Annotated in this window: 6 protein-coding genes; 1 reads left to right on the forward strand and 5 read right to left on the reverse strand. The window is 62.5% G+C overall.

Annotated features, from left to right (window positions below):
* Window positions 1-18: 18 nt before the first annotated feature.
* Window positions 19-2,271 carry an ATP-dependent DNA helicase gene (locus BFQ03_RS10575; RefSeq protein WP_065943043.1) on the reverse strand — a complete coding sequence of 751 codons (2,253 nt, stop codon included), beginning with the start codon at window positions 2,269-2,271 and terminating at the stop codon, window positions 19-21.
* Window positions 2,268-3,917, reverse strand: coding sequence for a VRR-NUC domain-containing protein (locus BFQ03_RS10580; RefSeq protein ID WP_065943044.1), 1,650 nt, complete (start codon window positions 3,915-3,917; stop codon window positions 2,268-2,270). Before BFQ03_RS10580 ends, BFQ03_RS10575 begins: the two co-directional genes overlap by 4 nt.
* Before the next feature lie 189 nt (window positions 3,918-4,106).
* Between BFQ03_RS10580 and BFQ03_RS10585 the strand changes: the two genes are divergently transcribed.
* Window positions 4,107-4,331, forward strand: a complete 225-nt coding sequence (locus BFQ03_RS10585; RefSeq protein ID WP_032861135.1) for a YgdI/YgdR family lipoprotein — start codon at window positions 4,107-4,109, stop codon at window positions 4,329-4,331.
* 125 nt (window positions 4,332-4,456) lie between these two features.
* On the opposite strand, the gene BFQ03_RS10590 is transcribed toward BFQ03_RS10585, so the two are convergent.
* The 3 genes from BFQ03_RS10590 to BFQ03_RS10600 all read right to left on the reverse strand — a co-directional run bounded on the left by BFQ03_RS10590 (window position 4,457) and on the right by BFQ03_RS10600 (window position 12,556).
* Window positions 4,457-6,304 (reverse strand): polyurethane esterase, encoded by a 1,848-nt coding sequence (locus BFQ03_RS10590; protein ID WP_065943045.1) that lies wholly within the window; start codon window positions 6,302-6,304, stop codon window positions 4,457-4,459.
* A gap of 164 nt (window positions 6,305-6,468) precedes the next feature.
* The gene (locus BFQ03_RS10595; protein ID WP_083204830.1) at window positions 6,469-9,579 is read right to left on the reverse strand and encodes an autotransporter outer membrane beta-barrel domain-containing protein; all 3,111 of its coding nucleotides are present in this window, start codon (window positions 9,577-9,579) and stop codon (window positions 6,469-6,471) included.
* Between the two features lie 52 nt (window positions 9,580-9,631).
* Window positions 9,632-12,556: an autotransporter serine peptidase EprS gene (locus tag BFQ03_RS10600; protein WP_065943046.1), complete on the reverse strand. Its 2,925-nt coding sequence runs from the start codon at window positions 12,554-12,556 to the stop codon at window positions 9,632-9,634.
* Window positions 12,557-12,594 lie beyond the last annotated feature (38 nt).

Below are 12,594 nucleotides of genomic sequence, written 5' to 3' on the forward strand. Positions count from 1 at the left end.
ATTGATGGGGCAAATACCTCAGGTCACCGACCACCAGCGCGGCAGCAGCGGCCGCACCTTGGGCTCGGCAAAGCGGTCATCGATCAGCATCACCACACCCTGGTCCTGCTGGGTACGAATCACCCGGCCGGCCGCCTGCACCACCTTCTGGATCCCGGGATACAGGTAGGTGTAGTCATAGCCGGCACCGAACATCGCGCCCATGCGCTGCTTCATCTGCTCGTTGACCGGGTTGACTTGCGCCAGGCCCAGGGTAGCGATAAAGGCGCCAATCAAGCGTGTACCGGGTAGGTCGATACCCTCGCCGAACGCCCCGCCCAGCACCGCAAACCCGACGCCCTGGCTGTGTTGGGTGAACTGGTCGAGGAAGGCCTGGCGCTCGGCCTCGGCCATCCCCCGTGATTGATGCCAGGTGGGGATCGAGGGGTGAAGTTGGGCCAGCAATTGCGCGACTTGCTGCTGGTAATCGAAGCTGCTGAAAAATGCCAGGTAGTTGCCGGGGGTACGCTCAAACTGTTGGGCGATCAACGCGACAATAGGCTCCAGGGATGCCTGGCGATGCACGAAGCGCGTGGAGATGCGGTCGATGATGCGCACCTGCAACTGCGCGGCCTCGAAGGGTGATTCCACGTCAACCCACGCCGTATCTACCGGTAGCCCCAGCAGGTCGGCATAGTAATGCCGGGGGCTCAGGGTCGCAGAAAACAGCACGCTGCTGCGGGCCGCCGTCAAGCGCGGGCGGATGAATTCGGCCGGCACCACATTGCGCAGGCTCAAGCGCGAGAAGCGGCGCTTGGCCAGCGGGTCGCGCTGGCTGATATCAAAAATAAACTGTTCGTTGAACAGCTCCGCCACCTTGGCGAACTGCAATGCGTCGAAGTAGAAACTTTGCAGTTCGCCATTGAGCGCGTGCGGGTGGTCGTTGAAATACTCACCCATGGCGCTGGTACACAGGGCCAGGGCGTGCAGCAGCTTGTCCGGTTTGTGGGTATAGGCCTGATACACCGCGACCTGCTCCTTGTGCAGCGCATTCCATTCACGGTTGAGCCGCTGCAAGGGCTTTTTCAACGGTTCGGGGGCCGTATCGCGCAGGGTCTTCAGGGCGAACTGATCAAGATCGGCGCTGTACATTGCGCGGCCCCGTTCCACCAGGTTATGGGCTTCGTCCACCAGCACCGCGACCCGCCATTGATTGAGCTGGGCCAGGCCAAACAGCAGCGCGCCAAAATCGAAGTAATAGTTGTAGTCGGCAACCACCATGTCGCACCAGCGCGCCATTTCCTGGCTCAGGTAATAAGGGCAGACATCGTGGGCCAATGCCACTTCCCGCAGGTTGCGCTGGTCCAGCAGGCGGACCTTGGACGCCGCTTCGCGCGCGGCTGGCAAACGATCGTAAAAGCCTTTGGCCAGCGGGCAGGAGTCGCCGTGGCAGGCTTTGTCCAGGTGTTCGCAGGCCTTGTCCCGAGCCACCAGTTCCAGCACACGCAATGGCAGGTCGGCGCTTGCGTGCAGTACCTGCACCGCGTCCAGGGCCAGTTTGCGGCCGGGGGTCTTGGCCGTCAGGAAGAACAGCTTGTCCAACTGCTGCGGCGCCAGGGCCTTGAGCATCGGGAATACCGTGCCAATGGTCTTGCCGATCCCCGTGGGCGCCTGCGCCATCAGGCATCGCCCGGTACTGACCGCCTTGTACACCGACTCGGCGAGGGTGCGCTGGCCGAGGCGAAAGCCTGCGTGGGGAAAGGCCAACGCCTTGGCCGCAGCATCGCGGGCCTGGCGCTGGCGGGCCTGCTGCTCGGCCCAGTCGAGAAACAACACGCATTGCTGATTGAAGAATTGTTCCAGCTCATCCACCGGGTAAACCTGGCTGATCACTGTTTCACGCTCACTGACGATATCGAAGTACACCAGCGCCAGTTCTATCTCGGGCAACCCCAGCTTGCTGCACATCAGCCAGCCGTACACCTTGGCCTGGGCCCAGTGCAGTTGCCGGTGGTTGGCCGGCTGGGCATCCAGGTCGCCACGGTAGGTCTTGACCTCTTCCAGCACATGGCGATCCGGGTCAAAGCCGTCGGCACGACCACGCACGGTCAGTTGCTGGTAGAGCCCTTCCAGCGCGACTTCGCTCTGATAGTGCGCGCTGCGGCGTGACGCCACGGTGCGATGGCCGAGCATGCCTTCCTGGGCACTGGGCGACGGCGTGAACCGCAGATCGAGGTCCCCGACCTTGGCGGTGAACTCGCACAAGGCCCGTACGGCGACCGTGTAGCTCAAGCGCCCTGCTCCGCCCAGCGCACATAACACACAGTGACCGGCATCTGGTGCTCGCCACAGAACTCCAGCCAGCGCAGTTGGTTGTCTTGCAGGCGGTCGCCCGGGCCTTTGACTTCGATCATGCGGTAGGTTTTCTGCGCCGGCCAGAACTGGATCAGGTCCGGCATCCCGGCGCGATTGGCGCGGATATCCAGCAACAGGCGCTCGAACCAGTGCCGCAGGTGGTCGGCGGGCAGGCAATCGAGGGCCTGGTCGAGCAGTTCTTCGCTCAACACATTCCAGAATACAAAGGGCGACTGGATCCCCCACTTTTCGGCGTAGCGCTGGCGGATCGTGGTTTTGTAGCGCTGGTCGTGCAGTTGGTCCAGGCAGGCGGCAAACAGCTCGGCACGCCGCTGGTGGAAGTCCTCACTGTGTAAATCCACCGGCCCGCGCTGGAACGGGTGAAAGAACGAGCCGGGCAACGGCGCAAAGATCGCCGGCCAGCACAATAGGCCGAACAGCGAGTTGATCAGGGTGTTCTCGACGTAGTGCACCGGCCCCTCCTCATCCCCCAAGTGCGCCTGCACGCAAAACTCCACGCCAGCCACCGGTTCCGGGAATGGCAGTTCCAGGTCCAGGCGCTGGATCACCTGGGGTTTGGGCCTGGGCTGCGCCGGCTCGCCCAGTTTACGCCGCAACCGCGGCAGCACACGTAACAGGTGCTGCTGCTCGGCCGCGCTGTGGGGGGCGGCGTGCGCCTGCAGTGCCAGGGCCAGCGCCTGGGCAAAATCCTCCTGGCGCTCCAGCACCCGGATCAGCCGTGCGCGAGCGCCGGGATAGGCACAATCGCGGTAGATCGTTTGCGCCAGGGCCAGTTCGGCGAGGCGTTCGCAATGCTGGCCGACCTGGAACAACAGCTTGGCCCGGCGTTTTTCCAGCCAAGGGTTATCGGTGTTCAGTGTGGCAATCTGGGCCAGTACCTCTTCCAGTGGTGCGCCTGCCTCGAAGGCTTGCTGGCACTGGTGCAGGAACAGCAGGCCAGACACATCGTCACGATGGCGCAACCCACGGGACTCGGCGCAGAACTCGACCTTCTCGTAGGTGTAGATCCCCAGGTCCGCCAGTACAAACTCCGACCAGTCCTGGTACAGATTGCCGAAGAACATCAGGCGCAGGCGGTCACACAGGTCCATCACCGTGAGGCTGTAAAGCCGGTCGTCCAGCGCCGGGCACCATTGGTCGAAGGTGCGTTGCTCTGTGAATTGGCTGGATAACGGCGCCAACCAGTCGGTTTTCTTGCCTTTGGGTTGCTCGATCCAGGGCTTGAACGCCTGCAGGATCTCTGCTTTCTGTAACTGGCCCCACAGCTCGTCAATCGATAACAGCCCCTGCTCACTGACCCAGCCTTGCGCCAACAGCGGCTGCACCGCCACCTCGGCCGCGCCGATTTCCCCATAGTTGAGCTTGCTGGCGCGAAAGTGCACGCCCTTGCGCATCACCATCCGCACCAGCAACGCCTGGGAAGGCTGCGGCAACTGGGCAAACTGCGTCATGAAGCGCTGTTCTTCGGCGTCCAGCAGATCGGCATAGCGCTGCTCCAGCCAGTCGAGCACTTGCTGGAAGTTATGCAGGTAGTAGAACGGCTCTTCGAGGGGATTGGACATGACAGGCACTTGGGCAACCACTGGTTATGCATACAGAGTGCCGTTGCATGGCGAGTGTTGCAATCGGTAATAGATCAGTGGCGCACGCAACTTTTTGTATAAAAACGATCAGATGGGGGGTGTATCCGCGTAACATTTGTTACCCGCCGCCGTTGAGCACGGGGTTTTCGAAGGATGAAGGTAAGGGTTATGAACATGAAAAACTGTGGCCTGGCGCTGGTTGCAATGACTTTTCTGGTATTGGCCGGCTGCTCGACGCAAACCGTCGTGACCTTGCAAAACGGTACCCAGTACCTGACCAAGGACACGCCGAATGCCAAGACACCGGATGGTTTCTACGAATTTACCGATATCGCGGGCAAGCGTGTACGCGTCAAGGCCGCTGATGTAGCCACCGTACGCGAGGAAAAATAAGAGATTCCCTGTAGGAGCTGGCTTGCCAGCGAAAAACGCCCAGGCACTGCAGTGATCCAGGTGCCCAGCGTTTTCGTTAACGACCATCGCCGGCAAGCCGGCTCCCACAGGGGCAGTGCCTTGCCTCAGGTGATGACGATCCCATCCGCCGACAGACTGCCAAGCCCTACGCCCACCAACGTCACCGAGTTATCCCCGAACGTCAGCAGCGTGTCGCTACCCACCGCCTTGGCATGATCGAGGTAGTTGTACTGCCCATTCACGCCCTCGACACCCATGAACACCAATTTGTCGCTCGACTGGTAGCCCACGATCCGGTCCTGGCCAAAGTCCCCGTCAAACAGAAAGGTATTGCGCCCTCCCCCCGCTTCCAGCAGGTCATTGCCCGCACCGCCCACCAGCACATCATTGCCCTTGCCGCCGATCAGGTGGTCATTGCCGTCCAGGCCAAACAGCCATTTCCCGCCATCGCCCGCCTTGAGCAGATTGGCACCGGCATCACCCTTGAGCGATGCGGCGTAGGCCGTCAGGTCCCGGCCCGCCAGCAGACCTTGGTCGGTGACGCTGTGGGTCACGTCCTTGCTGAGAATCCACAGGTAGCTTTCCTTGCTTACCACCGCGCCCATATCGCGGGTCATGCTGATGCCGCCTTGTCCGTCGCGGATATACAAAGTGCCTGCGCCATCGTTGGCCACTTCGACGTTTTTCAGCGACTGCTGCAAGTCCAGGGTATTGAACCCTTTGCCGCCCAGCAGGATGTTGTAGCCACCGCCATCGCGGAAGGTGTCGTTGCCTGCACGGCCTTCCAGATAGTCATTGCCCCGGCCACCCTGGATCAGGTCATCGTTATCGCTGCCGATGATGAACGTGCTGCCCTTGTGGGTCTCGGCATTGCGATTGAGATCCTGCACCCAGGTATTGGCCCGGGCCGGGTCGGATAGGTTGGCGACAATGATGGTCGAGTCCCGCGTGGTCAGGTCATAGAACTTCGACTCAAGGATGCGCCCCATGCCATCGCCATAACCGGTGGGTAAATGGGAGATCCAGGTCGGCAGGTTGAGAATGGAGAACGGCAGGATGTTCCACAGCGTCGAGGCGTAGTGGTCGTTGAAGCTGACGATGTTATCGGCGCTGGATGCGTGCGGTTGGTCGTGCACCCCAAGGGACGACAGGTTGAACGACGAACCGTCGAGCGCCCGATACACCGGGTCGTTCTCATAGCCGATGTTCAGCACCTTGTCGCCACTGCTCTGGGTCGGCGAGGCATAGGCTACGTAGTTGGCGTCCTTGTAGAAACCCGCCCAGCTATTGTTGCTCAAGTCCGCCATGCTGTTGACCGCCAGGCCACCCAGGCTATGGCCACTGACCAGTACATCCTGGCCACTCAGGCCTTGGGCGCTGGCATACGCGGCGACCTTGCCCAGCAAATCGCCAAACGCTTGGCCCGCGTAGTTTTTCGCATAGTCCGCAGGGCCGAAAGCGGCCAGCAAGTCATTGATCACATCGCCGATTGAATCAAGGATCAGGTTCTCCCTGGGCCCTGAAGTCCCACGAAAGGCGATGCCGATTTCCAGCAGTTTGCCGGCGTCATCGTATTTGCCCAGCACCTCGACCTGGGCGCTGGTGTAGCCGGCTTTCTCGCCAAAGAACGTGCCCCGGGCATCGACCTTGCCGCCATAGTCGAGGGTGCTCGCGCTGATGGGTGTCCAGCCTGCCTTTTGCACCGCATCCAGGGCAGCCTTTTCCGAGTCGGGGTTCCACGGGATACCCGGGATCACGCCTTGGGAGGTGCCGCTGCCTATCAATGCCTGCACCAGGGTGGCCGGCAACCCCAGGCCGAAGCCGTATTGCTGGTACCCCGCGGCAAAGCCGTTATCCAGGTTGTGGTAGGAATACAACGTGATCGCCATGGCATCGGCGAACAGTGCTTTGGAATCCTCGGTCGTGAGGTTTTTGTAGTCATAGACACCCATGGTATTGCCTCTCTTTTGTTGGAATTGTCGAGAAAGCCAAAACAGTTGGAATGCGGTCAGTGTGGGAGCGGGTTTGCCCGCGATAGCGGTTTACCTAGCCAATACGCGTTATCGTTGACGTCCTTCGCGAGCAAGCTCGCTCCTACAGTTTCAATCTTCAGCGTTTAAAAGGCCCAGTCGAGGCTCAAGCCCACGCCGTGGATTTTCTCCTTGCTGGCCAGCAGGCCGTTGTAGTCAAAGTTCAGCCGCGCCTCCTTGCTCAGCGCCAGGCTGGCGCGCGCGCCCACCAAGGCGGCATCGCGCACCATTGGCGAACTTTCTACGGCAAACGAGGTGCCGCCCGAAGCAAACGCCAGGTGACGTTCGGAGTCGGTGGAGCTGAGGTTGTGCTGCCAGCCCAGGGTGCCGGAAACGTCCAGCGCCTGATGGTCGGTGAGGTTGAAGGTCTTCAAGGCCCGTACACCGAGGGTGCTGAGGACCAGGTCGCGCGTGTCGTCGCCGCCCTTGAGCGCTGCGGCGTCGCCTTTCTCGCTGAACCCATCGCTGTCCAGGTGCACATAGGCCAGGTTGGCGAACGGCTCCAGTGCCAGCGGTTGCAGGTTCAAACGGTAAGCCGCTTCGGTGAAGACCTGGGTGCTGCGGGCATCGACCTTGGCTTTTTGCTTGCCGGCAACCTCGCCGTATTGCAATTCACGCTTCACATCGGCGCGATGCCAGCTGTAGGTCGCCCCACCGCTCAGGCGCCAGGCACCGATTTCGTGACCGGCATAGGCACCAAAGTGGTAGCTGTCCACTGATGCCCGCGAGTGGGTGCCATCGCCCATGTTCAGCGAGGTGTCGCTGTAGCCGGCAACCAGTCCCAGGCGCGTGTCTTCATCCAGCGCACCGTCCACACCAGCCAGCAGGCCGCCGATGGAGGTGGTGTAGCCCGCCGTGTCGCTGCTGCTGTCGGTTTTACCCCAGGCGCCGAGGGCCTTGACCCAGACGTTGCCACGCGTGTCGATGGTCTGTGGCGAGGTGCCCATTTCCCCCTGCTGCAGGCGCTCGCCCACCGCTTCACGCAGGTAGCGGTTGTCATTGACCAGCGCGGTTTCCAGGGCCGGGTAGATTTCCCCCGACAGTTGTTGGAACGCACCTTGCGCCGACGCCGCACTCGGCGCCAGCAGCAGGCTTTCATAGACACCGTTACCAGCGCCCAGTTGCTCGGCAGCGGCCGCCACGGCACGTTGGTTATCGGTCACTGCCACGCTGGCGAAGCTGTTGGCCGTGCGCGCGACATCCAATTGCACACCATTGGCGCCATAGTTCAGGTTGCCGCCGACAAACAGGTAGTTGGGCAATACCTGCGCGAAGCTACCGGTAATTCCCCCGGCCGCCTGCAAGATGTTGTACTGGCGGCCGATCAGGCTTTGGGCTTCAGGCTGGCTGAGCAGTGTCGGGCTGTTCTCCAGGGCCAGGGTCACGGTGCCGCCGTTGAGGGTCGCCTTGCCGCCGGCGACGATGCGGTCACTGCTGGTGTTCGACAGCTCTACCGCATAGGTGGAACCTGCATCGAAGTTGACGTCGCCAGCCACGTTCAAGGTGCCGATGGAATTGCCCGGGGCCACGGTGCCGCCGCTTTTCGCCGTCAGCGCGCCGATGCTGCCGGAACCGCCCAGCACCCCGCTGTTGCTGACCGTAACCTGCGATGTAAGCGAACCATTGACCGCCAACAGCCCTTGATTGACCAGGGTCGGCCCGCTGTAGGTGTTGTTGCCGGTCAGGACCAGCGTGCCGATGCCTTGCTTGGTCAGGCCGCCGTGACCGGAAATGTCGTTGCTCCACACATCCCGCCCGCAGTGCACATCGTTGCACACACGTTCGGTGGGTTTGCCTGCATCGACCACCGCCCCAACCCCCGGCAAGTCAGCGACAAACTGGCCACTGCCATAGCCGCCGTCGATGCGAAACTCAGTCGGAATGTCCTCGGCAGTGATGAACATCCCCGGCCCGCTGACCGCCTTGCCCAGGTTGATCATGCCCCAGCCGTACAACGAGTCGATGCCTGCTGCGCCAAGGTCGGTGGCCGTGGTCTTGAGCAGCGTGGAAATCTGCTCGCCGCTCATATACGGGAACCGCTCCATCAACACGGCGGCGGCGCCAGCCACGTGGGGGGCGGCCATCGAGGTGCCGTTTTTATTGTTCCAGCCCAAGGTCATGTTATCGACCGTAGTGCCTACCATCACCGAGCTGTAAATCGCGGTACCCGGTGCCGACACACAGAAGCTGGCGGCATAACCGCAGCGCGATGAGAAGGTGCTGATCACATAAGGGTTGGCGCTGCTGGTGTCCGGGTTGCGCTGCAACGCCGCCACCGACAACCAGTTGGGCACGATCTCCGGCACAAAATAGGCCAGGCCAGAGATTGCATCGGGGTTGTTCAGGTTGTAGTCGTTACCTGCGGCAAAGATCGTCAGCACCCCGCTGCGCGCTGCATTGATCGCCCCCGTATAGGCGCCACCGGGTGCCGTGCCCAGCAACGGCTTGATCTGGTCGAACTGGGCCTGCGCATCGCTGAGGCTGAAATGCGGGAACGCCGGATCCTTGCCGCCCTTGGCAAACTGGTCACCGATGCCGATGCCCCAGCTGTTGTTGATGATGCGCGCGCCATGGGCCACCAGGCTGTCCCAGCCGGCCTGGTACACCGCACCGTCGTTGCCCAGGATGATCCCGTCTTCGGGCCCCGGGTCGCCGTTCTCGGCGCTGAGGATCTGCGCGTTGTACGCCACGCCATGCATCGGCCCACCGTTACGGTCGCCGGCAGCAATACCGCCGACATGGGTGCCGTGGTCACCCAGTTTGCCGTTGGAGCCCAGGGACGGCGTGCCGTCGTAGCGGAACGCATCACCGGCCTTCACCGGGATATACGGGTCGGTGTATTGGCGGATGCCTTCGGTGACCAGCACCTGCACCTTGCCAGGGCTGGAAAACTCCGGGTGCTGGGCATACACCGGCTGGTCGAAAATCCCCAGCTTCACGCCCTTGCCGCTATAGCCGGCGGCATAGGCCACATCGGCGTTGACCGCGCCCAGGCCCCAATCAGCCTTGAATTCACTGCTGCGCCAACTGGCGACATCCCCCAGTTTGCCGGTTTCCACGTAGGGTGCGGCCTGGGCGGTACCCAGGCTGGCCAGGCAACACAGCAACGCGCCGTATGGCACGCAGCTCAGGACCTTGAGCGGGTAGCCCGGGCCTGTTGGGATGGCGGAGTGAAACCCTCGTTGTTTTACGTTCACGGTGACCTTCCTTAGTTTTGTTGCGTTTGTTGTTCTTTTTGTTGGAGCCGATTCAGAACTGCCAATCGAGGCTCAAGCCCACGCCTTGGTTCTTCTCCCTGGAAGCCAATTGGCCGCTGTAGTCGAGGTTGACCCGCGTCGCCGCGTTCAACGCCAGGCTGGCCTTCAACCCCACCAGCGCGGCATCGCGTTGCAACGGTGTACTGCGCACGGCGAACGATGGACCGCCGGCAACAAAGGCCAGGTGCTCCTCGGATTCCACCGGCGACAGGCTGTGCTGCCAGCCCAGGGAAGCGGAAAGCTCCAGTTGCTGCTGGTCATTGAGCGCCAGGGTTTTGAGGGCGCGCAGGCCCAGGGTGCCGAGGGTTGCGTCACGACGATCACTGCCGCGCTGCAGGGCTGCGCTATCACCTTTTTCATGGAAACGTTCGCTGTCCAGGTGCACATAGGCCAGGTTGGCAAACGGCTCCAGGGCCAGCGCTTGCAGGTTCAAGCGGTAGGCCGCTTCGGTGAATACCTGGAGGCTGCGCGCATCCAACTTGGCCTTCTGTTTGCCGCTGACGTCGCCGTATTGCAGGTCGCGCTGCACATCACCGCGATGCCAGCTGTAGGCGCCGCCTGCACTGAGGCGCCAGTTACCCAGCTCGCGCCCGGCATAAGTACCCAGGTGATAGCTGTCGACATCGGCCGACGAGTGCGTGCCATCGCCCATGTTCAGCGAGCTGTTGCTGTAACCGGCCATCACGCCCACGCGGGTCTGTTCGTCCAACTGGCCATCAACCCCGAGCAGCATCCCGCCGATCGAACGGGTGTAACCGGCATATTCGCTACGGCTGTCGGCCTTGCCCCAGGCACCGAGGGCCTTGATCCAGAGGTTGCTTTCGCCCGTGGCCGGCACATGGCGCAGGCGCTCACCGACCGCATCGCGCACATGGCGGCTGTCATTGATCAACATCGCGCCAACCGCCGGGTAGATCTCACCGGACAACTGCTGGAAGGCCTGGCGGGCAACCACCGTAGAGTCGGCACTCAGCACGCTTTCATACACCGGGTTGCCGGCCCCCAACTGCTCGGCAGCGGTGGCCACGGCGCGCTGGTTGCGGGTCGCTGCGACGCTGGCAAAGCTCGCGTCATTACGGGCAATCGCCAGTTGCACACCGTTGGCCGCGTAATCGAGGTTGCCCCCCAGGAACAGGTAGTTGGGCAAGACCTCACCAAAACTGCCGGTAACCCCGCCCGCCGCCTGCAAGATGGTGTACTGGCGGCCAATCAGGCTTTGCGCCTGGGGCTGGCTGAGCAGGGTCGGGCTGTTTTCCAGGGCCAGGGTCACTGTGCCGCCATTGAGGGTGGCCTGGCCGCCCGCGACGATCCGGTCACTGCTGCTGTCCGACAGCTCCACGGCATAGGTGGAGCCTGCCTCGAAACGCACATCCCCGGCCACGTTCAAGGTACCGATGGAGTTGCCCGGCGCCACCGTAGCGCCGCTGTTGGCGAGCAGCGCACCGACGCGCCCGGCACCGCCGAGGGTGCCACCCTTGTTGACCGTGACCTGCGATACCAGAGAACCATCGACCTTCAACACGCCGGCATTGACTGTGGTCGGGCCGCGGTAAGTGCTGTCGCCACTGAGCACCAGGCTCCCGGCGCCGGACTTGATCAGGCTGCCTTGATAGATGCGCTGGGAGGCCGCCGCATCGCGGGCCATGCCCACGGCATAGTCGGTCTGCTCCTGCTGGCTGGCATTGGCACCCAAGCCATTTTCCCAGCCCTTGTCCTTCAAGGTCTGCTGCCATGCCAGGTGCTCGGCGCTGTCTTCGGCCTGACGCTGCAGCAGTGCCTTGTCCGAGATGCCATTGCTCCATACATCGCCCTGCCCGGCCGCCAGATTGACGTCCATCGTCCCAAGCAACTGCCCTGGCCCGTGCATCGCCCGATCCAGGTCCGGCACGCCCCAGCCGACCTTGGTGGTTGGCGCCTCGGTCACGGAACCATCCAGTTGCGTGGCGGTGGTCAGCAGCACTTGCAGGGCCTGCTCATTGTTCAGGTACGGGTAGCGTTCCATCACCAGCGCCAAGGCGCCCGTGGCATGGGGTGCCGACATCGAGGTGCCGGACTTCACGGCGTAACCACCGCCGGGAATGGTGCTGTCGATCTTTGCGCCGGGGGTGGAAATGCACCAGTACTTGGCAATGCCACACTGGTTGTATTTCTGGTTGTTCGCCTGGTCCAACCCCGACACCGCCAGCCAGTGGCCTTCCAACTCCGGTTCAAAGTACGGCAAGGCCGAACGCACGCTGGCGTTGGCATAGCCGCTGTTACCGGCGCTGAACACATTGATCACCCCGGCCCGGGCCACATCGGCGGCGGCATCCAGCCACGTGCCCTGGTTGAAGTGTTGCGCGTAGGCGGCGTGCAGGCCGGCCAGGGTCTGATAGCTGACATCCTTGGGTTGGCTGCCCCAACTGTTGTTGATCGCCCGCACTCCAGAGTCGACCATGGCGCTGTACACCGCCTTGAAATATTTGGGGTCGGGTGTTGGGCCAAACAGGAAGCTGTCGTTGGCGTTGGTATTGCCCACATAGATCTGCGCGTTGTAGGCAACGCCATGCATGCCGTTGCCGTCACGGGCCGCGCCCATGGTGCCGGTGACGTGGGTGCCGTGGGAGTCGTTGTTGGGGTTCAGTGCGCCAGTGGTGGAGAACGGGTTGCCATCTACATAAGTACCGCTGGCGGTCACTGGGCGAAAGCGCTCCGGGGAGGCCTCCGGATGGCTGGCATCGAAGCCCGAGTCCAGCGCACCGATCTTGACCCCGGCACCGCTGATTCCCGCGGCATAGGCTTGCTCGGCCTGCATACGCCCCAGGCCCCAGTCCCGCTGGAACTCGGCCGAACGCCAACTGGCGGGGTCGCCCAACTTACCGGTTTCCACATAGGGGGCGGCCTGGGCGGTCCCCAGGGAGGCCAGCCCACACAGCATCACGCAGTGATAGCCTCGTTGCTTTACGTTCACGGTGA

Source organism: Pseudomonas sp. 25 R 14, assembly GCF_900004755.1.
GTDB classification, from domain to species: Bacteria; Pseudomonadota; Gammaproteobacteria; order Pseudomonadales; family Pseudomonadaceae; genus Aquipseudomonas; species Aquipseudomonas brenneri.

Coding starts and splice junctions, on each gene's coding strand:
- BFQ03_RS10580 (WP_065943044.1), bottom strand. CDS start 3,917: ATGTCCAATCCCCTCGAAGAGCCGTTCTACTACCTGCATAACTTCCAG.
- BFQ03_RS10585 (WP_032861135.1), top strand. CDS start 4,107: ATGAACATGAAAAACTGTGGCCTGGCGCTGGTTGCAATGACTTTTCTG.
- BFQ03_RS10590 (WP_065943045.1), bottom strand. CDS start 6,304: ATGGGTGTCTATGACTACAAAAACCTCACGACCGAGGATTCCAAAGCA.
- BFQ03_RS10600 (WP_065943046.1), bottom strand. CDS start 12,556: ATGCTGTGTGGGCTGGCCTCCCTGGGGACCGCCCAGGCCGCCCCCTAT.